Source organism: Paenibacillus sp. Z3-2 (assembly GCF_054161325.1).
The window spans coordinates 5,580,158-5,604,216 of sequence record NZ_CP096397.1; the positions used below are offsets into that span (position 1 = coordinate 5,580,158).

Annotated in this window: 21 protein-coding genes; 2 read left to right on the top strand and 19 right to left on the bottom strand. The window is 46.7% G+C overall.

Annotated elements, in window-relative coordinates:
• Positions 1-206 precede the first annotated feature (206 nt).
• Positions 207-938, top strand: a complete 732-nt coding sequence (locus tag M1D71_RS25075; RefSeq protein WP_336764765.1) for a ZIP family metal transporter — start codon at positions 207-209, stop codon at positions 936-938.
• Between the two features lie 186 nt (positions 939-1,124).
• On the opposite strand, the gene M1D71_RS25080 is transcribed toward M1D71_RS25075, so the two are convergent.
• From M1D71_RS25080 to kduI, 6 genes are all read right to left on the bottom strand, one after another.
• Positions 1,125-3,137: a heavy metal translocating P-type ATPase gene (locus M1D71_RS25080; protein ID WP_458124123.1), complete on the bottom strand. Its 2,013-nt coding sequence runs from the start codon at positions 3,135-3,137 to the stop codon at positions 1,125-1,127.
• A 377-nt stretch (positions 3,138-3,514) separates the two neighbouring features.
• A complete protein-coding gene (locus tag M1D71_RS25085; protein WP_036606925.1) occupies positions 3,515-4,822 on the bottom strand; it encodes a homocysteine synthase in 1,308 nt (435 codons plus the stop codon).
• A gap of 239 nt (positions 4,823-5,061) precedes the next feature.
• Positions 5,062-5,907: a sugar phosphate isomerase/epimerase family protein gene (locus M1D71_RS25090; protein ID WP_458124124.1), complete on the bottom strand. Its 846-nt coding sequence runs from the start codon at positions 5,905-5,907 to the stop codon at positions 5,062-5,064.
• A gap of 37 nt (positions 5,908-5,944) precedes the next feature.
• Positions 5,945-6,697, bottom strand: a complete 753-nt coding sequence (gene kduD, locus M1D71_RS25095) for a 2-dehydro-3-deoxy-D-gluconate 5-dehydrogenase KduD (protein WP_458124125.1) — start codon at positions 6,695-6,697, stop codon at positions 5,945-5,947.
• A 77-nt stretch (positions 6,698-6,774) separates the two neighbouring features.
• Positions 6,775-7,533, bottom strand: coding sequence for a DeoR/GlpR family DNA-binding transcription regulator (locus M1D71_RS25100; RefSeq protein WP_458127351.1), 759 nt, complete (start codon positions 7,531-7,533; stop codon positions 6,775-6,777).
• A gap of 90 nt (positions 7,534-7,623) precedes the next feature.
• Positions 7,624-8,463, bottom strand: coding sequence for a 5-dehydro-4-deoxy-D-glucuronate isomerase (gene kduI, locus M1D71_RS25105; RefSeq protein WP_145325832.1), 840 nt, complete (start codon positions 8,461-8,463; stop codon positions 7,624-7,626).
• Between the two features lie 196 nt (positions 8,464-8,659).
• Here kduI and M1D71_RS25110 point away from each other — a divergent pair, with 196 nt between their 5' ends.
• Positions 8,660-9,553, top strand: coding sequence for a MaoC family dehydratase (locus M1D71_RS25110; protein ID WP_458124126.1), 894 nt, complete (start codon positions 8,660-8,662; stop codon positions 9,551-9,553).
• On the opposite strand, the gene M1D71_RS25115 is transcribed toward M1D71_RS25110, so the two are convergent.
• The 13 genes from M1D71_RS25115 to M1D71_RS25175 form a co-directional block, all read right to left on the bottom strand.
• Positions 9,550-10,719 (bottom strand): acyl-CoA dehydrogenase family protein, encoded by a 1,170-nt coding sequence (locus M1D71_RS25115; RefSeq protein WP_458124127.1) that lies wholly within the window; start codon positions 10,717-10,719, stop codon positions 9,550-9,552. The genes M1D71_RS25110 and M1D71_RS25115 overlap by 4 nt on opposite strands.
• 54 nt (positions 10,720-10,773) lie before the next feature.
• Complete coding sequence (locus tag M1D71_RS25120) at positions 10,774-11,910, bottom strand: glycosyltransferase family 2 protein (protein ID WP_458124128.1); 1,137 nt, start codon at positions 11,908-11,910, stop codon at positions 10,774-10,776.
• The gene (locus M1D71_RS25125; protein ID WP_458124129.1) at positions 11,900-13,132 is read right to left on the bottom strand and encodes a sugar efflux transporter; all 1,233 of its coding nucleotides are present in this window, start codon (positions 13,130-13,132) and stop codon (positions 11,900-11,902) included. Before M1D71_RS25125 ends, M1D71_RS25120 begins: the two co-directional genes overlap by 11 nt.
• Before the next feature lie 18 nt (positions 13,133-13,150).
• On the bottom strand, positions 13,151-14,359 hold the full coding sequence (locus M1D71_RS25130) for a glycosyltransferase (RefSeq protein ID WP_458124130.1): 1,209 nt from the start codon (positions 14,357-14,359) through the stop codon (positions 13,151-13,153).
• Between the two features lie 14 nt (positions 14,360-14,373).
• Positions 14,374-15,255 (bottom strand): SDR family NAD(P)-dependent oxidoreductase, encoded by an 882-nt coding sequence (locus M1D71_RS25135; RefSeq protein WP_458124131.1) that lies wholly within the window; start codon positions 15,253-15,255, stop codon positions 14,374-14,376.
• Between the two features lie 13 nt (positions 15,256-15,268).
• Complete coding sequence (locus M1D71_RS25140) at positions 15,269-16,447, bottom strand: thiolase family protein (protein ID WP_458124132.1); 1,179 nt, start codon at positions 16,445-16,447, stop codon at positions 15,269-15,271.
• The gene (locus tag M1D71_RS25145; protein ID WP_458124133.1) at positions 16,444-17,949 is read right to left on the bottom strand and encodes an AMP-binding protein; all 1,506 of its coding nucleotides are present in this window, start codon (positions 17,947-17,949) and stop codon (positions 16,444-16,446) included. The genes M1D71_RS25140 and M1D71_RS25145 overlap by 4 nt, the downstream gene beginning before the upstream one ends.
• Positions 17,946-19,610: an adenine deaminase C-terminal domain-containing protein gene (locus M1D71_RS25150; protein ID WP_458124134.1), complete on the bottom strand. Its 1,665-nt coding sequence runs from the start codon at positions 19,608-19,610 to the stop codon at positions 17,946-17,948. Before M1D71_RS25150 ends, M1D71_RS25145 begins: the two co-directional genes overlap by 4 nt.
• Positions 19,611-19,693: 83 nt before the next feature.
• A complete protein-coding gene (locus M1D71_RS25155; RefSeq protein ID WP_458124135.1) occupies positions 19,694-20,497 on the bottom strand; it encodes an energy-coupling factor transporter transmembrane component T family protein in 804 nt (267 codons plus the stop codon).
• Positions 20,498-20,499: 2 nt separating this feature from the next.
• Positions 20,500-21,363, bottom strand: coding sequence for an energy-coupling factor transporter ATPase (locus M1D71_RS25160; protein ID WP_458124136.1), 864 nt, complete (start codon positions 21,361-21,363; stop codon positions 20,500-20,502).
• On the bottom strand, positions 21,348-22,157 hold the full coding sequence (locus tag M1D71_RS25165) for an energy-coupling factor transporter ATPase (protein WP_458124137.1): 810 nt from the start codon (positions 22,155-22,157) through the stop codon (positions 21,348-21,350). Before M1D71_RS25165 ends, M1D71_RS25160 begins: the two co-directional genes overlap by 16 nt.
• Before the next feature lie 77 nt (positions 22,158-22,234).
• Complete coding sequence (locus tag M1D71_RS25170; protein ID WP_458124138.1) at positions 22,235-22,807, bottom strand: biotin transporter BioY; 573 nt, start codon at positions 22,805-22,807, stop codon at positions 22,235-22,237.
• Positions 22,808-22,878: 71 nt separating this feature from the next.
• Positions 22,879-23,862 (bottom strand): zinc-dependent alcohol dehydrogenase family protein, encoded by a 984-nt coding sequence (locus M1D71_RS25175; RefSeq protein ID WP_458124139.1) that lies wholly within the window; start codon positions 23,860-23,862, stop codon positions 22,879-22,881.
• Between the last annotated feature and the right edge of the window lie 197 nt (positions 23,863-24,059).

Sequence of the window (24,059 nt, forward strand, 5' to 3'; positions counted from 1 at the left end):
AAAGCTTATGCTTTTGCATACACTAGAACGAAAAGCCTACATCATGTCCACAAGTCCTGCCTGCGAAATGACAATTGCCCTATGCAGAAACGGAATTCTAATTTATAATCATTCTAATCTGTTGTTCATTATGATCTCTTTTATGTACGGTGTCAATGCTCGGCAGCGATTATGAAGAAGTCTTCATCAGGAGGGAAAATGGAAGCATGAACGATGCACTCATTGGCAGTTTTATATCAGCCATGTCTACCGGCCTAGGGGCCGTACCGATTCTATTTATGCGCAAAATATCACACCGTCTGCGTGATATTTTGCTGGCCTACGCCGCAGGTATTATGACCTCGGCTTCAGTGTATAATCTCATTCCGGAAGCGCTTGGCCAATCAAACCTTTTTGTACTCGCATTTGGTATTTTGCTTGGTAGCCTGGTTCTACTGGTGCTGGAGATGAAGATTCCACACGTCGATCTGGAGAATCCCGAGAAGATGCCTTTCAAAATCGAAGCCAAAGCTTTCATGATTATTGCAGCCATCACCATGCATAACCTGCCGGAAGGATTATCAGTTGGAGTCAGCTATGCAAGCTCGGATGAGAACCTTGGCAATCTCATTGCCTTCTCCATCGGATTGCAGAATGCGCCGGAAGGATTCCTGGTGGCTCTTTTCTTAGTAAATCAGAACATTGGCCGCTTCAAAGCACTAGGTATTGCCACCCTGACCGGAGCCGTAGAGATTATTACAGCTATGATCGGGTATACATTAAGTAGTCTCGTAGCTGGTCTTGTCCCTTATGGTTTGGCTTTTGCAGCCGGTGCGATGATGTTCATCGTCTATAAGGAACTCATTCCTGAGAGTCACGGTGACGGCAATGCACGTGTAGCGACGATGTCCTTTTTGCTCGGGCTCATCACGATGATCGGTCTGACCGAACTGTTCTAATTGCAGAACGAATACTTACATTACAACCAATAAAGCACCCTTATAAGCACAACATAAAGAACCCGAGCGAACAGTCCAAGACTGTCGACCGGGTTCTTTGTTTAGCCATAAATGAAGATTCCATGAAATTAGTGGGATTGCCTGTCAGAGGCATTACGCCCTCTTCCCCCATCTCTTCAATACTGATTACCTCAACAGTCTAAGCCCATTCAGAATAACCAGAATTGTACTGCCCTCATGTCCTACAACACCCAGAGGCAATGCGACATCTTGAAAAAAATTACCCGCAATTAAGGCCAGAATAACCGTGATGGCAAAACACATATTTTGCTTTACTGTACGCTGCGCTCGCCGAGCCTGCCCAATCACCCACGCGATCTCTTCAATGTTGTCATTCATCAGCACCGCATCGGCAACCTCCAGTGCAGTGCCGCTCCCCGACAACCCCATCCCCATACCAACTGTTGCCGCCGCAAGTGCCGGCGCATCATTAACACCATCCCCTACCATCAGCACAGGACCATACTGTTTACGCAGTACCTGTACCTGCTTCACTTTATCTTCAGGCAACAAGTCTGCATAGACCATGCTTACTCCTGTTTCACGCGCAATCACAGAAGCGGATCTGGCCCGATCACCTGTTAACATCGCAACCTGTACACCCATCGATTTGAGCCTATTCACTGCTGCTGCTGCCTGAGGACGAACCGTGTCTCGCATAGCGATCAATCCGACTATTTCACCATCTGCCATAACAACAGATACGGTTTTCCCTTCTCCCTCAAGACGGGAGCATATATCCCCCCATTCTGAAGATACGTTCAATTGGTTAACATCATGTTTACCTAGATCAATGTTGCTGTCTTTCATCTCCTCTGACGGCATTGATTTCATTCCATTTGTTTTACCGACTCTCCAGACCACACCGTTTACAGTTCCTTCGATGCCCCAACCTGTCATAGCCTGTACGTGCTCCGCTTCCTGAAGAGTAATGTTCTCCTTGTTTGCCTGATCTACAATGGCACGAGCCAAGGGATGCATGGAGAGACTTTCAATTGCCGCTACCGCAGATAAAAGTTGCATGCGATCTACGCTCTTAACCGTTAGAATATCGGTGACTTGCGGGGTGCCCATGGTCAATGTACCTGTCTTGTCAAAAGCCACGACCCGTGTCCGAGCCATATTCTCCATGTGTGCACCTCCCTTGAAGAGAATTCCACGGCGAGCACTGCTGGACATCGCAGACAACATGACAGGCATAATGGAAGACACCAACGCACAGGGCGAAGCGACAACCAGAAATACCATTGCTTTGTAAAATGCCTCATCCCATGTCCAGTCGAGCAACAGCGGAGTTCCTGCAATCACAAGTAAGGTTACTCCTACAACAATACGTGCGTAAATCCCTTCAAATCGCTCCATGAAACGCTGGGAATCCGGCACTTCCGCCTGGGCTTCTTTCACCATTTTAATGATTTTGCCGAACAGCGACCCTTCAGCCGATTTTGTGACCTCTACGTACAATGCACCCTCCCCGTTTACCGTACCTGCATAGACCTCATCTCCAGCAACTTTGTCCACAGGCAGGGATTCTCCGGTGATTGACGACTGATTGATAAAAGAACTCCCCCGGTACACAAGGCCATCTGCTGGGATTAATTCTCCCGGTTTGACCAACAGCAGATCGCCCGGCTGCAGATCATCAATAGCCACGATGTTCATCTGTCCGTCCTCAATACGCATTGCAGTCTCTGGCTTGAGCGCCAGCAACGATGAGATATCCTTATGACTTCGTTCTGTCGCATAACTTTCCAATGCACCACTGAGTGCAAAAATAAAGATTAGCATTGCGCCTTCATTCCAGTAGCCAATGGCTGCTGCCCCAAGTGAAGCGGCAATCATCAGTAGATTTACATCCAGATCACGGTCCTTGACCAGTGTCTCAATGCCCTCCTTCGCTTTGGTCCAACCACCAACGGCGTATGCCACAATGTAGAGCATGATGGACAATGTACCAAAATACGGCGCAGTTCCCCAGGCAATCAGCATCAACAGCCCACTGCCCAATGCAGATTGCATCTCTTTATTCTGTAACATGGCTCGAAAATCAGGCTTACGTCCCCGGTTTGGACCTGGTGTTTGGGACGAGAACTGCTCTGCTTGCTTTTGTCTGTGTACAGGTTGATGTATTGCTTGCATATGAATCACGTTCCTTTCGAATGGTAGGTTTGGGGAGGATGCATCTGCTCAATCCTGCTCCCTAAAATGAAGTTGTATTGAGAATGAGAGCCATTGTTAATGCCCTAAAAATGACACATGCTGCTGCGGGAATCCCGCAGCAGCATGGTTTTGTGAATGATTTTGAAATGATCTCGAATGAGAATGATAATCATTTTTGCACCTATGCAATTGTTTTTACTCAATACAACTTTTAATCAGTATATGCCTGTGATCCTCATTTGTAAATGGGCATTTTTCAACGGCAACTCATAAATGCGTGTTCAAAAAAACAAAAAGCCGCTGTCCCGAAGGACAACGGCTTTAACCATCATTTAATATTCGTTTGACCTGTTTATTTACGCGCCTACACTTGCTCCCTGACTTGCTTTGATCGCTTGCTCCAGATCATAGATAATATCTTGAATGTTCTCTGTACCCACAGAGAGGCGAATGAGCTCCGGGTTAACCCCTGCGGCAGTCTGTTCATCTTCGGTCAACTGTGCGTGAGTTGTACTCGCCGGGTGAATGATCAGTGATTTGGAGTCGCCCACGTTTGCAAGGTGAGAGAACAGTTTAACACTTTCAATCAATTTGCGACCCGCATCCGCACCACCTTTGATTCCAAAAGTCAGAATGGCACCCTGCCCTCTTGGCAGATACTTCTGTGCAAGCTCGTAAGAGCCGTGGCTCGGCAGACCTGCATAACTTACCCAAGACACATCCTCATGTTTCTCAAGAAATTCCGCAACAGCCAGAGCGTTGCTACTATGACGTTCCACACGCAGGTGCAATGTCTCCAGTCCTTGCAGCAACAACCATGAGTTGAATGGAGAGATCGTTGCACCCAGATCGCGTAGCAGTTGTACTCGTGCTTTGATAATATAAGCGATTGGTCCAACCGCTTCCGTATATACAACACCGTTATAACTGGAATCCGGCTCCGTCAATCCAGGGAACTTGCCACTTGCTTTCCAGTCAAATTTTCCACTATCCACGATCACGCCACCAATGGATGTACCATGACCTCCAATAAATTTCGTCGCAGAGTGAACAACGATATCAGCTCCATGTTCGATGGGACGAAGCAAGTACGGACTCGGGAACGTATTATCCACGATCAAAGGAATGCCATGTTCATGAGCGATGGCTGCCACCGCTTCGATATCCAGTACATTTCCCTTCGGATTACCGATCGTTTCGGCATACAATGCTTTCGTTTTCTCCGTAATGGCTGCCCGGAAATTCTCTGGATCACTGGAATCCACAAATTTCACGTCCAGGCCCAGTTTCGGCAAAGTAGTCGAGAATAGATTGTACGTACCTCCATACAAACTCGCCGAAGACACGATCTCATCCCCTGCACCGGCAATATTCAGAAGTGAAAACGTAATAGCTGCCTGACCGGAAGCTGTAGCGAGCGCCCCAGCTCCGCCTTCCAACGCCGCAATCCGTTGCTCAAACACGTCGGTTGTCGGATTCATCAGGCGGGTATAGATGTTGCCAAACTCTTTCAAACCAAACAGATTAGCTGCATGCTCGGTGTCCTTGAATCCATAGGATGTCGTCTGGTACAAGGGCACTGCCCGTGCGTTGGTGGTTGGATCAATCTCCTGGCCTGCATGAATTGCCAATGTTTCAAATGAAAGCTCACGTTCGTTTGACATAAATCTGAATCCTCCCTTGGTATATACGTTCTCTGAGTCCCTGATGTCTTGACATGGCGGCGTATGTTTTCCATATTCTCTCACAAGATGTTGCATTTGAAAAGAATTATTTCCGATTTTTCCGATAAGAAATAATTAATATGTATTTAATCGATTACTGTACCAAAAAAACCTTTGCCCTCGCAAAGGTTTTTCGGCAATTTTGGCTTCGGTATGCAATACCAAATCTAAGCTTTTGCTTAAACTCGAATTGTACTCCATACTTCACGCAAATGTTTGGCCGCAGGCACAGCTTCTTCCGCAGTTACGCCTTCAAGTGAAATATCGATATGTGGCTTATATGTTTTTAACAATTCAAAAAATAACGGATAATCCAGTATGCCCGCCCCAGGTACAGGATTGAACTTCTCTCCCTGTGCGTCGAAGGCTACATCCTTGGCATGAATCACGATCATGCGCTGATACAGTGACTCCATCACCTCGCGCAAGAAAGCCCCTTGATCTGCTGCATGCGGCTGTTTGATCAGATTACACGGGTCGAACAGCATCCCCAGATTGGAAGAAGGAATCTCTTCAAACAACCGTGTCATATGCTCATGGGTATGAAGGGTGTGGGTGGACACAGGCTCAATCGCCGCATGTACGCCCCACTTCTCCGCTTCCTCAGCCAACTCCTCAACCGTTTCCTTTAGCACGCTCCACGCCTTCTCTTCATATCCATCCGGATGTGTATCCTGATAGGTGTCCAAGCCCCCGGTCTCCGTTGCCACCATGCTGCAACCAAAATCCCGGGCATAACGTAGATGCTCCTTGAAACGATCAATGTCCGCACGCCTTGTTACCGGATCAGGGTCAATCGGATTAATATAACAGCCCAGTACCGCAATCTTCACCCCGCGCTGTGCAAATTGATCTCCAATCTCATTCGCAAGTCCTGGACTTAATTTGCCATTGGACGAGTCCACATCGGATAATGCTTTGGCAAGCGCCAGCTGCACGGAATTGAATCCGTTATCCGCAATCTTCTGCGCAAGCTGTGCTGTAGGCTGTTTGCCAAATGTATGCGCCAGAATACCAAGTTTCATCTCACTGCCTCCTTATGCAAGTCCGATCATTAAGCGATTAACGAGCCATCCAGCCGCCATCGACATTCAGTACATGACCATTCAAATAGTCTGAAGCTGCGGAAGCGAGAAAAACAACCGGCCCTTTCAGATCTTCCGGTGTACCCCAACGCCCAGCAGGAATACGGGCTGTAATATCACGGTACCGATTCTCGTCCGCACGGATTTGGGTGGTATTATCCGTTTCCATGTAGCCCGGTGCGATCCCGTTAATCTGAATACCCTTACCTGCCCATTCATTGGCGAGTGCTTTGGTTAAACCGGCAACACCATGTTTACTGGCCGTATAACCCGGTACATTAATCCCGCCTTGATAGGACAACATGGATGCAATATTAATAATTTTGCCGCTTCCGCGTTCAATCATATGTCTGCCGGCCAATTGGCTCAGGAAAAATACCGTGTTCAGGTTCAGGCCGATCACATCATGCCAGTCCTGCCCTGCATGATCAACCGCAGGTGTGCGGCGAATGATCCCGGCATTGTTGACCAGAATATCAATCCGACCCTGGAACGCAAGCGCCTGTTCGAACACAGCCGACAACTCATCTTCACGACTTAAATCCGCTTCAATCACATAAGCTTTGCGCCCAAGTGCTTCGATCGCACTTGCCGTTTCCGCAGGCTTGGAGTAAGAGACCAATACCACATCAGCGCCCGCTTCTGCCAAGCCAATGGCCATCCCTTGTCCTAGTCCTCCCGAGGTACCTGTCACCAGTGCAACTTGTCCGCTTAAATCAAATGGGTTCATGAATGATTCCTCCGCATGGTTTGATGTGCAAACAATAGCTCCAAACGTTTCTTTAATCCCGTGAATGATATATGAGGTTAACTTTGATAATCCACTGTGACACCGCTCTGCTCGTACAAGGCAGCCGTCTCTTCATCCAGACGACCGTCACTAATAATGTAGTCCAGTTCCGAACACTGAGCGAAAGTCCGAAGTGCAAATTGTCCGAATTTATAATGATCCACAACGCCGTATACCTGCTGCGAGGCAGATATCATTGCTTTTTTCAAAGGAACCAGATCTCCTGTGTAGATCGATAACCCAAATTCCGGATGAAGAGCCGTCGTCGATATAAAGGCTTTGTGAATGTTAAGACCGGATATAAACGCAGCCGTATCATCCCCCACCAGCATATTCCGTACACGAGCCCCGCCAGGCACAACCAGTCGCACCTGCTCCTTTTTGGTTAGCTCCGCAATAATGAACAGATCATTAGTCACTACCGTCAGTGGCTGATTGTCGAGACGTTTGGCCATCTCCAGCGTGGTGCTGCCACCATCGAGAGCAACAATATCTCCAGGTCGAATGTAAGCAAGGGCACGTTCAGCAATTTCCGTCTTCTCCGGATGATGCTTCTCTGTGACTCCACGGCTGTTGAGGATGCCGTACTGGTCATTCTGAGCCAGCATAGCACCGCCATGGACACGTACGAGCAGTCCCATGCTCTCCAACTTGTCGAGATCCTCTCGCACAGTCTTCCCAGTCACCTGCAACAGATCACTCAGATCACTGACGGTTACTTCCTGACGCTCCAACAGAGCCTCCATAATTTTTTCATGTCTTTTCAATGGATTCATCATAATCAACTTCCTATACTACCTGAGTTAAATGAATAAGAATAAGTTCTAGTGCTACCCTGTCAATTCAACTCAGACATCTGTAATTTATTATTTCAGGTCTTTCATGGCTACGCCGTCCATATCTTCGAACGTCTGATTCTCACCAGCCATTGCCCAACAGAACGTGTAGTTGCTTGTGCCCACACCACTGTGAATGGACCAGCTTGGGGAGATGATCGCCTGACGATCACGTACAACCAGATGACGCGTTTCGTTCGGCTCACCCATCATGTGGAATACAACGCCGTCTTCAGGCAGATTCCAGTATAAGTATACTTCGGAACGGCGATTATGGGTATGAGCAGGCATGGTATTCCACATGTTGCCCTTGTCGAGTTCGGTAATGCCCATCACCAACTGACAACTCTGAATTCCACCTTCTCCTTGATGAATGTAACGATAGATCGTACGCTCATTGGAAGTTTCGATGCTGCCCAGATGATTCGGCTGAGCTTGTTCTTGCGTTGCTTTTACCGTTGGATAGGTGTGATGTGCCGGTGTGGATACAAAATAGAATTGGGCAGGTTGAGCCTTGTCACTGCTCGTGAACACGACTTCCTTCACACCTCTACCGATGTAGAGACATTCCTTTGCTCCAATCTCATAGCCTTGTCCATCCGCTGTCACTGTTCCGTGACCGCCTACATTAATGATACCGATTTCACGACGCTCCAGGAAAAAGTTCGTTCCGATATCCTTCAGGTTTACTTCAAGCGCAATATCCTTGCTCTGAGGTACAGCCGTTCCCACAATATAACGATCCACATGAGAATATACTGTTACCAGTTCATCCGTTGCGAATAGTTGCTCCATCAGAAATTCCTCACGCAGGCGAGATGTATCATACGTTTTCACTTCATTGGGGTGTGCAGCATAGCGATTTTCCATTATTCATCCATTCCCTTCGTCATTTAAATTAGTTGAGATTGATATTATTAATGTTCATATAAGTTCATTTTAGTTCATTATGTATCTTTTGTGTACCTTTATTTAAAAAAAAGAATTTTCTGCGATAAAACATTTATGATTCTAACTGTCTTCGATATAATACAAGACATGGTCAGTCGAAGGAGAGATGCAAGCTATGGATTACCAATCGTGGATCGGAGTATCTACTCCTCCCAAGAAAATGGTTATTACCACAGATCAGATTGTCCAGTTCACGCAAGGCTTTCCAGAAGAATTTCGTCCCGACGCAAGATCCATTCCTCTCACCTTTCCGATGATATGGTGGCAACAGACACATTTACCCTGGATGGACCTGCCTGGAAAAATTATGATCCATGGCCAACAATCTTTTACATATGAACGTAAATTGAAGTATGATGCAACTTTATTTTACCGAATTGAACTTGCCAACGTACGCGAAACAACTGGATCTCTGGGGAACATCCATCTCCTTGATTGTACAATGAAGGTTACGGACGTCATGAAACAACCCGTACTCGTTGCTAAAACCACATTAATACTTCTAGACTCTCCAGCGTTGCAGCCTTCGTACTCCGAACTCGAGCCTGTGTATCCGCAATATCCCTCGGAGATTTATTATCAATGGGATGGGAAACACCATCCCTCATCTGGTGAACTCCTGTTCGACGCTTGTCTTGGAACCATAACCAGCCCTATGCTTATGGCCTATGCAGCCGCATCGAGCGATAATAACGCAATTCATCTGGACGTTCTCAAAGCACATGAAGCAGGTGCACCTCGCCGAATTGCACAAGGTATGCTTATCGGTGGCATGATTGGAAACCGACTACAAATGCTGGAGTTGGATAACTGGATTCTATGCGATATAAAATACCGATTTCGCTCACCCGTGATGGAAGGGGACGTCGTCCGTGTCCTCGTGTGTGTCATCAACACGGATAACCTCCCCCATCTGGAATGCAGTATCACAGTCTATGTTGAACATCGAGCGGGTGTTCCGTCTAACTTGCTAGCCTATGAAGGATCCGTTCGTTACATGCCCCGTTAATCCCACTCTCCAATTCGGACATGACCCTTGAGCAGATTGCGGGAAATAATCATGCGTTGAATCTCGTCTGTACCCTCGAAGATTCTCCATACTCGCATTTCACGATACCAACGCTCAATCGGCAAGTCCTTCGAATATCCGATTCCGCCAAAAATCTGAAGGACCCGATCCACAATATCGTTTGCTATACCCGCACCGTACAACTTGGACATCGTCGCATGATGTCTTGCTTCCAGCCCCTGCTCCACCCTCCAAGCGGTATATAATACCAGCCATTTCAGAGCCTCCAGCTCAACCGCAGAGTCGGCAATCATCCATTGGATGCTCTGCCTACTTGCCAATTGCTCTCCAAATGTCGACCGTTCTTTAACATAGTCAATGGCCATTTGGATCAGCCTGCCAGACGCACCCACAGCAATAGCCGGAATCACCCAACGCCCTCGACTGATCCACTGCATTGCTGTCGTTAATCCCTGCCCCTCTTCACCGAGCACATTTCCGTTTGGCACGAACACTTGGTTAAACGTAAGTACAGACGGACTTTTATCCCCACCCATCGTAGGAATCGGGTCTGACGTCCATCCCATGTCCCGGTCCACCAGAAAGCAAGTGATCCCTTTACCCGGCTCTGCCTGGACATCAGTCACTGCAAAAACAATCGCAAAATCCGCCTCGTTCCCGTTTGTGATAAATACTTTCTCTCCATTGAGTACCCAACCATCCGCCACACGCTCAGCCCTCATCTGAATTCGACTTGCATCGGAACCTGCCGAACGCTCCGTTATCGCAAAACAGGACTGCCTCTCGCCCGCAATAACGGGAAGCAAATACTTGCTTTGCTGTGCCTTGTTGCCAAGGTACAGGATATTGTCCGCTTCCCCCCCGAAGACAAACGGAATACACGTGCGTCCTAGCTCCATTTTCAGGAGTGCACTAGTGACCGTTCCAAGATTTGCTCCCCCATACTCTTCTGGTGTCTCAATACCCCATAGGCCCTGTGTTTTCGCCTTTTGTTGAAGCTCTCTAATCTGTCTAAGTTCGATCCCGGGTCTTCCCTCACGCTCGTTACGTAATAATTCAGGTTCCAACGGAATCAGTAGCTCGTCCACAAAATGGCGTGCGGCGGATTGAATCTGCTTCTGTTGCTCTGTCAATTCAAAATTCATGTCAACCTCCCGTATAAAATGTCATCATTTGCGGCCACAACAGCTGATCCATGATCACTTGAAAATTTCATGTTTCACAATTCCCCTGACTGCATACTGATGATACAAGTTGATTAACTGATCTTCCGAAGGATGCTTGTAATACAAAACATCAAATTTTTCGTTAATACATTGGCACAAGATATCCAGGTCCGATGATGGTGTCTTATCTATAACCAACACTTCTCTATGGACAGCTTCTGCCGAAATGGTCTGGATCAGTTCCGGGCCCTCGGCATAGACAACAATGATGCTGACAGGTAATCGATCCCCCTCGTAACCCTGATGTGCTCTTACAACCTTCTCAAAGCGAATATAACAATCCCACCATGATTTTCTAATCTCTGGATCAAAAAATTCCTTTAAGATGTTTTGCGCCTGTACTTCAAACATCGGATGACATTCGAGGAAATAATCCAGATTCGTTTTCCAACCATCATAACGATTCTCATCAAACTCGGAAGGGTGAAAGATATGGAAGGTTAACGCTTTTTTGTTCAATACGAACGTTCCTCCAGCCTGTTGCAGACGATAGCCAAGCTCACTGTCTTCCAACCCCCATCCCTTGAACCCTTCGTCAAACATACCCGATCGGATCAGTACTTCTCTGTTTACCGAGAAATTGCAGCTGAAAGACAGATGCCACGCTGTGCGGAATGCGCTTCCATTTTCCGAAAAACGTTCCATTAGCTGAAATCGTTCATCTGCTTCTGATGATGAAATAGCAGCATGCACCCATCCCGGATTTAACGACGTTATATCGATGCTCTCTTCACCCAAATATCTTCGAAACCCTATGACAAGTTTCCCCTCGGCTAGCTTGTGCACTCTCAAATGCTCATAGATAAAGTCCGGTCCGGCGAGTTGATCTCCGTCAAGGAACACGATCACATCTCCATTTGCGATAGTAATCCCCTTGTTTCGTGCCGCTGCCCGACTTGATTGCTCCGTAGAAGGAATGTAATTATATCGTATAGGAAAATCATACGTAAGCCTGCCGATCATCTCTCCCGTGCCGTCTATAGACCCGTTATCGATAACCACAACTTCGTATTGATCGCCTTCACACAAACGCTGTCGAGATAAAGAAGACAAACAGGCCTGAATCACTTCTTTCTGATTATGCGATAGAATAATTACACTAGCTTTCATACGTATCTCCTCCCACATGCCGGACTACCTTTTTATTTGCGCTCGGCACTAATAATAATACAAATCCCAGGAAGGCAAGTGCTGCCGAACAGGCAATCACTATTTTAAAACCAAAATAATTTCCGACTGCTCCGGCCAGTAATCCACCACCCATGGAACCAATGATGTTTGCATTGTTGTACAGCGTTGTGGCCGTGCCTGTCATTTTAGGAACCAAATCCTGAAAAAAAGTCATTCCAACTCCAAGTACAATCGCGATAAAAATGGCACTGAATATCTGGATAGCAATGATCTGCCATCCCGATTGGGTAAACCAAAATAGTGAAAAATAGGCGACTCCAAACAATCCCGCGCATTTCATAACTGTGATACTACCAAACCTTTTGGCCAGTATTCCCAAAATGATCATGGTGGGGACCTGCAAGGCTGCGTTAACTCCCGAGATCATGCCAACGTCCAACTTCCCGCCTTGCAACTCTTGCGTAACATATAAAGGAGTTACAATGGCCCCCATCGTATTAGCCAACTCAAATGCCATGAAAGCAAGTAATGAAAATACAATCTGCGGCGCCATCAGCAGGCGCTTGAAACTGCGTACTGAGTCAGATGATAATTCCGTTCCGCTCCCCAGTTCCCGACTCTCGTGTGCTCGAATCATCAGTACAAATATGGCGACGAGCATGTACATCAACGAAACAACCAGAAACAGGCCTGTATACGAGAACTGGTAGATTATAAAAGACGCCATTACAGGACCAAGAATCCAGGCCAGAGACACCAGAGCTCGCAATACAGCCATAACAACGGTGACATCTTCACTCGCCTCCCTCTCGACCACTTCTCTCGCAAGAGCAAATAATTGCGGAAAGGCCGAGAATGACAAGGCCATGAAAGTACAGGAAACCAGCATTAACACAATGTAACTGTCCGTATTTGCATAGAATACATAACCTACAGAGGCAGATACACATGATCCAACAATGATCCACTTGCGCACAGGCCTTTTATCGGACAATCGACTAAAAAGTGTACTAATGATAATGCCGCTTAACGATCCACACGCCATAAAGATCCCTAATGATAAGGGGCTCATTCCTGCCCGTTCTACTCCGAATAATGGCATGAATGGTAGCGTTAATCCGTATCCCAAACCAATAAAAAAAATGCACACGGATAATAAAAGTAAGGCTGGGCTTCTCAGGACAACCAAAAGACTTTTCAATAGAACCTTGCCCCCTCTTTACAACAACCGACGAATGAGTTCAACTGCACGCTCGGCTCCTCCGTACTGCGAAGCACAGACGTTTTCCTTCAGCGCCACAGCCTTATCCATGTCTCCATTAGTCATCATCGCGTTAACGGTCTCAGCTAGAGCAGATCCCGTAACCTCATCTGGGGACATTACTCTGCCACCGCCAACGTCCTGTAACTGCTTGGCGTTAAACTCACGTTCTGCCCAGGTCGGAATGACCAACGACGGCGTGCCTGTTAAGATCGTCGTCATGCAACTTCCATGTCCGCCATGGTGAATCATGACATCGCTATGCTTGGCTGCCATAACTCCCGATACATATGAGGTGAAGTGTACATTAGGGGGAACATCCACGCTGTCCCCCTCCAATGGATTAAAACCAGTAGCAATCAAAAGCTCCGTCGAAGTGTTACCGAGTGCTCTAACGGCTTCCCTGAAAATATGACCACCACTCTCCACACCCCATTCCACGAGACGACTTGTGTACACAAATACACGAGGCCGCCTGTCGTTGTCTGATTTCATCAACCAGTTCGCAGGCAATCCTGTCTCATTCGCATCTCTCCATACAACGGGACCGATATATTCAATTGGAACGGGCAGCTTCCCGAGCTGTACCGGATCAAAATCCGGTATGCTTGGAAGAAGGGCAAGGTCACCCGCCAAAAATGTAAGAATGTTGTCCGTTTCAGGCAGACCATACTCAACCAATGCTCCGTTCAACACATTCGTGACATCTGGTATATCTCCATATGATCCATAATTCGTTGTAAAAGGAAGACCACCTGGAAGTGTGCTGGACTGATTCATAGAAACGAGAGGAATGTCCAGCTTACAGGCAATGAACGCCGCGGGGACACTCGAATCGGAAATAACAAGATCCGGTTTAAAACCGATGGTTACCCGCAGACGAGCTTCAAGCTCATCTCGCATGTAATCAGGATCGGCGTACCCCATCATGGACAAAAAGTGATTCATATCCTTGAAGTTTGGGTGGAATGCTTGTCCCTTGGGAGCAGGAATAACTGGAATCGGAATATAGGTAAAACCCATCTGTTCCATCGCAACCCCGGCATTTCCCCAGATTGTAAACGCCACCTCATGTCCCATCTCTCGTAACTTTAGTGCTATGGGAAGACAACGATTCACTCTCCCCATCCCGGCCATCATCCCAATAAAAATGCGTTTTTTCTTCAACAAAATTTCCTCCATTAATTCGTATATTTCGGAAATAGTTCTACATTCACGTAGGCTGACAACACTTGCTCAAAAAGTTCGCCTGCTTCCCAACCGTTCTCCCTACTGGATTGGGAGGTTGCTATACGGTGCTCTGGAGCGGACCACACACCGATCTTTCCGCCATTAACAGAGAAAATCTGACCGGTAACCCTACGGCTACGCGGCAGACATAAGGAAAGCATCAATTCGGCCACATCTTCCGGTGAACCTACTTTCCAGTACTCGGGAAACGACTCACCTTTCATCTCGGCGGTCTGTTTGGCGCGTTCGATATAGGGCATTATCATGTCAGTACGCGCTGCAGGAGCAACGGCATTCACATTAATGCCATAAGATTCAAGTTCCAGCGAAAGTGTCCACGTCATGCCTATCAATCCGGCCTTGGCAGCACTGTAATTTAATTGCCCAATCATTCCGGTCAAGCCCGCAACAGAGATCATATTAATAATGCTGCCTTCCCTTCGTTCCCTCATGCCCGGCAGAGCGGACCGGATGCAAGCAAAGGCTCCCTTAAGATGCGAATTCAATACAAGATCCCACTCGGTTTCACTCATTTTATGGGCCATCTTATCGTGAACAACTCCGGCGTTGTTCACCAGGATGTCAATCTTGCCGAACTCGCGAAGCCCCTCCGATATAATGCGTTCCCCACCGACCATGGTTGCAACTGATTCAACGACCCCGATGGCGGTCCCACCCTGATCCCGAATCAACTGAACAACGTCCCATACCCCACCTTCTTGTACACCGTTGACAACTACCTTGGCTCCTTCTTGTGCCATACGTATTGCGGTTGCACGCCCAATTCCGCGGCTGGAACCCGTAATAACTGCTACCTGTCCCTCTAACAACAAAGGCTGTTTCCTCCTATTCGCACTTCTCCCACAATGATGCAAGCCCGATCCCGCCACCAATACCCAGTGTTGTGATTCCCCGAGCCTCCTTTATGTGCCTCATCTCGTTGAATAGGCGTGTAACCAGGATAGCTCCCGATGCACCGAACGGGTGTCCAAGCGCCAGTGCCCCGCCTCCCACATTGACAATGTGAGTTGGAATATGCAGTTCTCTTAAAGAGGCCAGAACTTGTGAAGCGAACGCTTCGTTGAATTCCACAAGATCAATGTCTTCCATTGCCAAGCGATTTTGGCTGAGCAACTTGGTAACGGCAGGAACCGGACCGATACCCAAGTAGTTCGGGTCAACCCCCACTGCCACACTGTCGATAAATTTCATTAAGGGTGTAAGTCCTAACGATAATGCTTTTCCCATTGACATGATTAAAACGATAGCGGCACCATCATTCAATGGACATGCATTACCAGCCGTCACTGTACCATCCGGTTCGAAAACAGGTGGCAATGCTGCAAGCTTCGCCAGTGTTGTATTCGTCCGAGGACATTCGTCTGTATGAGTGATTCTAAGTTGCTTGCCCTCCGGGATAGACAACGGAACGATTTCATTGTCGAAACGTCCGCTTTGCATTGAAGCAATCGCTTTCCTATGACTGGAAAGCGCATATTCGTCCTGGTCCATTCGAGTCACACCGTACTTCTTAGCAACGTTGTTAGCCGCCTTCCCCATATCCGGATCTCCGATCCATTCCGGAGAGAATCTTGTGCGAGTGATGACTTGAGGTACTGCACTCCCGTACAGAGACAAGGGTTTCTCCAATCTCCAGGGTGCACGACTTGTGCTTTCGACACCACCAGCCAGATATGCTTCCCCGGCACCTGATTGAATCAGCCTCGCTGCTAAATGAATGGCTTCAAGACCAGATCCGCATTGACGATCAATCGTCACGCCAGGGACCTCTACTGGGAGTTTGGCTTGTAACGCGGATAACCTGGCGATGTTGCCTCCCCCGCCTACTGCATTCCCCAATAGAACATCATCAATGTCACCGGGAGGGATGGGAATTTCGCTTAAAATGGCCTGAATGACTTCTGCAGCCAGTATCTCCGGCGGTGTCTCCTTAAACATCCCCCCGTATTTGCCGATTGCAGTTCGCTTCGCGGAGAGAATAACAGGAACCAACATATTGTTCATATCTTTATTTTCAGAAACTCGTTCAGTTTTGTTCGCGAAATCTTTCCACTCGTTGTATAGGGGAAGGCATCCACACGTATAATTTCCTTTGGACACTTGTAGGTAGCAAGCTCACGACTGCACAATGATACAATCTCATCATTACTAACCTCGCTACCCATTTTGAGCTTGATAAGTGCGGTCACCTTTTGCCCCCAGTATACATCGGATACACCTACAACGATGACCTCCTCGATACCATCCAATGTTAATAACAGCTTCTCGATTTCCTCCGGATATATATTAAGCCCTCCACTAATAATCATGTTTTTCTTTCGACCAACCAGATATAAATAACCTTCGGAATCTCGTGTAGCAAGGTCTCCGACGGTTGCCCATTCACCATGTACAACTTGGCTAGTCTCTTCCTCGGAACCATAATATCCGGCAAAGATCATCGGGCTCTTCACAAACAATTGTCCTACTGTACCTTCGGTTGCTTCCGTATTATCCGCTTCACGAATGGAAACCTGCACACCGGCAAACGGTTTACCGATTGAATCAGGTTTATACCGATTCCCTTCCGGATCAAGTACTGTGACAAAGCTTAGCTCGGATGCACCATAAAATTCATACAAGCCTGCATTTTCAAATACCTCTGTCACCTTCCGTTTTGATTCTGGCGACCATTTATCACCTGACGTAATGAGAGATCTGACGGATGGCAGCGCAGTAACTGAATCAGAAGCCATGAACGCTTTGTAGAGTGCTTCAAACATCGTAGGTACAAGATAAAGATGTGTAACCGCATGTGTTTCTAACGTCTCCAATACGTATTCCGCTCGGAATTTGCTTGTCAGATGGAACGTCCCGCCAATATACAAAGTTTGAATGCACGCATATAACGTAAGTGAATAGACCAAAGAACCCGGCGCCAATACATGGTCTCCTGCATCATGCACGAATGTTTCACGCGCATATGCAAAGCTTTCGATCCATGAACGCTGAGAACGGAGATAGCCTTTCGGTCGTCCGGTCGTCCCAGAAGTATATCCCATATAGAACAGGCTATCTTCAGTTGAGGAACGCTGTGGTTCGGCTTCTTCCCTTTTGAGAGAACGAGGTTCACCTGTATCCACAGTAATCACCCTTGTTGACGATGGAATATGAGGTATTCTGGCTTTGAACTCCACATCTATGACAAGCACACGAGGTTCACATTCGTTAATAACCTCTGTTAGATTTGCATCGCTCCACTTGGGATCAAATACAGCAGCACACATTCCAATTTTGGTGGCTGCAAGGAAGTATTCGATCATCGCGGCACTATTGTTCATCAGCAGGCCGACAAGAGGAAGTTCATCGGCTTCGAAATCTTCCTGAGTAGCGAGAATTGTATTTGCTGCCAGCTTTATTCCATGGTATAGCTCGGCGTACGAAATCTGCCGGGCATCATCAAAGATGGCAGTTTTCTCTGGATTCTGAGAAGCATGTATGCGTATCGCATCAGCCAGTAACATCATTTCACCTTCCTTACTGTATTAACCAAGGGGGTAGCCGGGTGCACTATCTCACCTGTTTTAACTAGATACAACCCTTTGTCCGATACACGAATATGCGGCAAATGTGAAGCTGTCAGAAATAAAAGGGAATACAGAGGATCACCAAATCGGTAACCGTGGACACGCATTTTCTCATTGAACTGACCCACACTAGCGCCGATTGATGCTACGCTCTCCAAGCTCATAGCTCCACTGAGAGGAAGTGGAATGTACAGTTGCTCCCCATCCACGAAATATACTAATATACCTTCCCCGCGAAGTTCCAACTCCTGAGACGCTTCGCGCATGGCAGACAGAGATCGCCCAAGCAAAAGTGTATCGTTCGAAGCGTTGTACGTACTTGCTAATGCCTTGACCCCACACGCAAAACCTTTGATTCGGGTGTTGATCACCCAACTTCCGTTAACATCCAGCAATGTCATCCAGTTCTCATCCGTTCCCAATTCCGCTCGGGGATCAAAATGGTACGATTGGGTGATGACATCGTTCACCAGTTCAATACCGGTGTCGGTTTGAGTTTCCATCTGGTCCAGCCTCAGGTTAACGATCGTTCGACGAGACGGAAAAGCGGAGCGCAGCCAAGTGCGTATCCCTGATTCATCTGACTCTACTACTCGCCTTTGATTATGGACCATCCACTTACCTCGTTGCAGGACATCCAGTGGCTCAGGTTCATTTATGGAGGCTAGGACGTTCAAACAAGCCAGTCTGCCTGGTGCAATCCCGCCTAAGTCTTCATCCAGACCGTAATATACTGCCGGATTTAAGGTAGCAAGACGATAGGCATCCGCTACAGATATTCCCGTTTCCATACAGATCTTGATCATGCTGGAACAGCTCGTCTTCTCCACATAGTTCGGTGACGGGCCATCGCTGGTAAGCATCATTCGGTTCATATTGAACCGGGAATCACCTTTCATCCCTTTAAGGAGGTGTGGCAAATCAGGACGAATAGATGAGTATCGAAGAGAGGCGTATAGCCCCGCTTTTAATCGTCTAAGTACATCTTCGGCATGAAGAGCTTCGTGATCAGCTGTGATGCCCGCTGCAGCCATGGTACTTATTTTTTCATAAGATACGCCAGGCAAATGTCCTTCCGCTCTCATCCCATGATGAGCCTTCGTAAGATAAAGTTGCTCTACCAATACTTCGTCGTTCGCCAGCAGTTTAGGCCATTCGGTCAGTTCCCCGCTCTGTATCACAAGGTTATGTTGCAGCCACTTTTCCATAGTCATTGGATCAGCTAGATCAGGACGGTCAATGTTACACCACCATAGGAACATATGGTGACTTGTCTCCTCCAGCTTCTCAATGAATGACAAAGCTTCAGTTCCTAGAAACGTTAACAAAGACAGATTATCATTAATGGACAAGACCGTACCCTTTTGTAACAGAGCTTCTCCCCAAGTATAAGGATTGTACATTTGGCATGGGTGTGCATGAGGTTCAATATATCCTGGAACAACAACATGACCTTTCTCCAATTCAACGACCTGGGTCTGGTCTGAAGTGGGCAGTTCCTTCGCTCCAACGTAGGCAATACGACTTCCGGACAGATAGATATTCGCTTGTTCAACTTCCCCCGTGTATACGTTCAAGTAAGATGCCTGTCTAAACCACATTGTCGCAGGCTGATCACCTTTAGATACTGAAATGAGTCTGTGATATTCATGTAGATTTGTCGGGTAAATTCTCATAGATTACCTCACTTTCGTAATGCCAACAAAAGTGCGAAACAAAAAATGGATATGATCAGCACTTGATAGTCGAGCTTTTTGAAAGCTAACGTTCTCAGTTGCGTTCGATTCATGCCTGGGCTATATCCGCGTGCCTCGACGGCCAGTGAAGCGCTTTCGGCTTTCTGGAACGCTAACAGAAGGATAGGTACTACAATTGGGATAAAACTTCGCAGACGACGAACGATATTACCGGAATTAAAACGAACACCTCTTGCCCGCTGTGCCTTCATCACGTTGTCGGTTTCATTCAACAGGATTGGAATAAAGCGGATCGTCCACGAGATCATCAACGCAAATTCCTGTGAAGGAACACCCAGCCGCTTGGCAGGCTTCAACAGATCTTCAATAGCCTGTGCGAGATCACCCAGCTTTGTCGTAAGCGTCAACAATGAAGCGATGACGAGAAGAAGAATGATGCGAATGGCTATATTACCTGCTTTAATGACACCTTCCTCGTAGATCGAAAACACTCCCGCTTTAAGCCATAACTGCCCCCCTTGCGTCAAAAATATGTGAAACACAGATGTGACAATGACTATTAGCCAAACTGGTTTCAGTCCTCTAACAATATAGGAGGGTGGTATTTGCGATATAGTGACTACACACGCCACAAACACCGCAGACAATGCGTATGAAAGCCATGAGTTCAACAACATGACAGATAACATGAACAGGAACGCGATGACGAGCTTAGCTCTTGGATCAAGCCGGTGAATGATTGAATTTCTGTGGACATACTGACCAATGATAAAGGATTGAGATAAGGACATAACTACAATTCCTTCCTCTGAAAAAAATCAGCAATATATGACAAAATCCATTCTTTCTTTACCGACTCCAACTGCAATTCAACGTTCAATTTTACATTTATGGCTTCCACGAGCTGGATCGCTTTAGGTAGCTTCAATCCCATATCTTTCAACTCATCTTGATATTCAGTGAACAATTGGAGCGGAGTCGTATGTCTATGTACTTGACCACGTTCAAATATAATCACTTCTTCGGCATACTCGGCAACAGTCTCCATATCGTGCGTCACCATAATGATCGTACTCCCCTGTTCCTGCTGCCAGGAACGAAAGAGTTCCATCAGCTGCTCTTTCCCTTCCGAATCCAACCCTACGGTTGGCTCGTCGAGAATAAGCACCTCCGGGTTCATCGCTAACACACTTGCGATTGCCACTCTCCGCTTCTCTCCGCCACTTAATTCAAACGGTGATCTATTGCAGAAAGATTCGTCCAGACCTACCATGTGTAATGCATCCAAGCATGTACTACGAACTTTTTCGGCCGACCAGCCCAAGTTCTTGGGACCAAAAGAAATGTCTTTTAATACCGTATCCTCGAATAATTGATGCTCAGGAAATTGGAATACAATACCTACTTTATCGTAGAGAACGTGCGTTTTCTTTCGATCGGTTGTCATTCGAAAATCCCCTATATCAACTGTTCCATTTGTAGGTTGCAGAAGCCCATTGAGCAGCTGTACAAAAGTTGACTTGCCTGATCCCGTTTTTCCCACAACAGCAAAAATACGATTATCGCTCATGGTGAGTGTAATGTTGCTCAATACGTTGTTCTCCAATGGTGTTCCAACATGATATGAGAAGTCCACTTCTTTTAGTGTAATATGCATAAATCATCCACCAAATCTTCCAGAGTGAGTGCCGAAGAAGAGTGTAGCCCCTTCCGGTTCAATGCCTCTCTTGCCTCGACGACAAAAGGAGCCTTTACCCCGGGAAAACGCCAGTATTCGCCTTGAAACAAGGCTTCGGGCGATCCATCATAACAAATGTCACCCTGATCAAGTACAATAACCCTCGATGATGCTGCAATCTCCTCTAAGTCATGCGTAATCGTTACAATCGTAATTCCTTGTTTATGCAACTCTCCCATCAGCAGTGCAATCTGATCTTTGCCTTCCGGGTCGAGCATTGAGGTAGATTCATCAAAAACAATAACTTCTGGTCCCATAGCGAGAACTCCAGCAATAGCGATACGCTGTTTTTGCCCTCCTGATAACGAATATACATCGGAATTATAATAATCCAGCATCCCCACTTGCCTCAATGCCTCTGTTACATGACGCTCGATATCTTCTGTAGGGACACAAACGTTTTGCAGGCCGAAGGCGATATCTTCAAACACTGTAGATGCCACAATTTGATTCTCTGGATTTTGGAAAATCATTCCGATTCTCTGACGAATGATACTTAAATCATTTTCATTGGATGTCACATAATCATTAAAAGTTACTTGGCCTGTGGTTGGAAGGAGTAACCCGTTCATCAACCTAGCTATGGTGGATTTCCCTGCTCCATTCCTTCCAGCAAACGCCACGTATTCACCAGAACGAATATGAAGGTTAATATCGTTTAACATTGTTGCTCGGTTTGCATAACCAAACGTTACATTGGAAAAATGAATCACTGTAGTACCTCCATCACTTGGCGCGATTTACTTGTACAGAAGTGCTTAGGAATGTGCAGTCTCTGAATATCATAATGTTAGACCCCCGGAGTTTGCCTTTTCGTATCCTGGATCATTGTAGGACTTACCTTGAGAATTCTAACAGCAATAAGTGAAGCAAGCACCGCTTTGAGCAGGTCACCTGGAATGAAAACAAGGTTGCCTATGATAGCCTTTGTAATAGGTACATCCGTTATAAAGGACAGGAATGGAATACCCACTGCATACACAACAAGGATTCCGCCCACGATGTTGCTAAGTAGAAAGTTCCAAAATTTAATGCCTGCGACGGATGTCCGTTGAACCAGCAACCCAATCACAAAAGCAGCAATCGGATAACTAAGAACATACCCGCCTGTAGGTCCAACCAGAACGCCCAAGCCCCCTCTGCCACCGGACAACAATGGAGCTCCTAAACCGATCAGAACAACAAAGAGCAAGAGACTTACCCCTCCCAATCGGGCACCAAGGATACTGCCTGCCAGCATCACGCCCAGCGTTTGGACTGTAATTGGCACAGGTATAAATGGTAGTGGAATCGGAGGTAATAGTCCAAGTACTGCAATAACGGCTGCCATAATCGCAGTAAACATCATATCTTTAATCTTCACAACAAGGCCCCCAATATGAATTAGTTGTTAATTACGCATTCTTTATGTTGAGTTTTTCTATGTCTTATGTACTACTGTAATAAGAGAACCTTCCCCTCGATACCCGATTCAGCCGCTTCGATAGCCTGTTGCACATTCGTTAGTTCATACGTCGCTCCAATGTTTGCCATGACAAGCCTCCCTGCTCTGACCAGCTCCATCACCTCATGAAATACCTGTTCCCAGCGTTCTTGCGAACAGCGTTCCACCCAATGCTTTAACCAGAAAAGTTTCACATGAACTTGTGTTCCCCGGGTTACTTCATGCCATAACGGTGTGATCCCCGAAAGCAGTCCTACACTGATGACCGTACCATCTGGCTTCAGACAACTGACCAACTGTTCCCCATCTGTCCCTCCAATACAATCCACGGCTGCATCAGCACCGCACCCCTCTGTTAATTCCGAGATTCTATCCTGTAGCAACTCTTTCGTCGCATTGATAACAGAAACTGCTCCAAGACGATAAAGTTCAGCAGTATGACGATCATTTCTCGTAAGCGCAATCAATTTAAATCCATTGATTTTTGAGATCTGTGCAAAGATTCGTCCGATTGCAGATCCCCCTGCATTCACAATCAGGGTATCACCGTACGTAAGCTTAAGCACCTCAGTACAGATCAACCAAGCCGTAACCGGATTAATATAGAGCTGACTGGCTGATTGATCATCGATATCATTCGGCACAATAATCGTATGTCGCTCCAAGGTCTTCACGACGTCCTGCCACGTATTCTCGCCTTTCAAAGGCAGGACACGGCGCCCCAACATTTGATTGGATACTCCCGGCCCTACTGCTTCTACTATCCCCACACCCTCAAACCCGGGAACAGCTGGTAATTGGGTACGATGCGGGTAAGCTCCTCGAACAGGAATAATATCGGAGGGATTAATAGGCCGAGCATACATCCTCACTGCTAATTCACCGGGGCCAGGGGGTATCACTTCTTTTTCTTCCATACATAACACTTCACTTGGTTCGCCAAAACGATAATAACGGATTACCCTAGCTTTCATTGGTACATCTCCTAAAATAATTTTGCTAAAATAACTCTAACTAAAATATTGAGTATATTTACAGAATGTATAACAATAGTACCACTGGTAAATTATTTCATCAACGATTTATTATGATATAATCCAACTTTTTTTTCATTAAATTATGCGATAACTTCTGCTTAGAAAAAAAAAGAGCCCCACAACCTTGAATTCCA

What these genes read in the sequence shown, in the direction of transcription:
- M1D71_RS25075 (WP_336764765.1), top strand. Translation starts at nt 207, where the DNA reads ATGAACGATGCACTCATTGGCAGTTTTATATCAGCCATGTCTACCGGC.
- M1D71_RS25080 (WP_458124123.1), bottom strand. Translation starts at nt 3,137, where the DNA reads ATGCAAGCAATACATCAACCTGTACACAGACAAAAGCAAGCAGAGCAG.
- M1D71_RS25085 (WP_036606925.1), bottom strand. Translation starts at nt 4,822, where the DNA reads ATGTCAAACGAACGTGAGCTTTCATTTGAAACATTGGCAATTCATGCA.
- M1D71_RS25090 (WP_458124124.1), bottom strand. Translation starts at nt 5,907, where the DNA reads ATGAAACTTGGTATTCTGGCGCATACATTTGGCAAACAGCCTACAGCA.
- kduD (WP_458124125.1), bottom strand. Translation starts at nt 6,697, where the DNA reads ATGAACCCATTTGATTTAAGCGGACAAGTTGCACTGGTGACAGGTACC.
- M1D71_RS25100 (WP_458127351.1), bottom strand. Translation starts at nt 7,533, where the DNA reads ATGAATCCATTGAAAAGACATGAAAAAATTATGGAGGCTCTGTTGGAG.
- kduI (WP_145325832.1), bottom strand. Translation starts at nt 8,463, where the DNA reads ATGGAAAATCGCTATGCTGCACACCCCAATGAAGTGAAAACGTATGAT.
- M1D71_RS25110 (WP_458124126.1), top strand. Translation starts at nt 8,660, where the DNA reads ATGGATTACCAATCGTGGATCGGAGTATCTACTCCTCCCAAGAAAATG.
- M1D71_RS25115 (WP_458124127.1), bottom strand. Translation starts at nt 10,719, where the DNA reads ATGAATTTTGAATTGACAGAGCAACAGAAGCAGATTCAATCCGCCGCA.
- M1D71_RS25120 (WP_458124128.1), bottom strand. Translation starts at nt 11,910, where the DNA reads ATGAAAGCTAGTGTAATTATTCTATCGCATAATCAGAAAGAAGTGATT.
- M1D71_RS25140 (WP_458124132.1), bottom strand. Translation starts at nt 16,447, where the DNA reads ATGAACAATATGTTGGTTCCTGTTATTCTCTCCGCGAAGCGAACTGCA.
- M1D71_RS25145 (WP_458124133.1), bottom strand. Translation starts at nt 17,949, where the DNA reads ATGATGTTACTGGCTGATGCGATACGCATACATGCTTCTCAGAATCCA.
- M1D71_RS25150 (WP_458124134.1), bottom strand. Translation starts at nt 19,610, where the DNA reads ATGTGGTTTAGACAGGCATCTTACTTGAACGTATACACGGGGGAAGTT.
- M1D71_RS25155 (WP_458124135.1), bottom strand. Translation starts at nt 20,497, where the DNA reads ATGTCCTTATCTCAATCCTTTATCATTGGTCAGTATGTCCACAGAAAT.
- M1D71_RS25160 (WP_458124136.1), bottom strand. Translation starts at nt 21,363, where the DNA reads ATGCATATTACACTAAAAGAAGTGGACTTCTCATATCATGTTGGAACA.
- M1D71_RS25175 (WP_458124139.1), bottom strand. Translation starts at nt 23,862, where the DNA reads ATGAAAGCTAGGGTAATCCGTTATTATCGTTTTGGCGAACCAAGTGAA.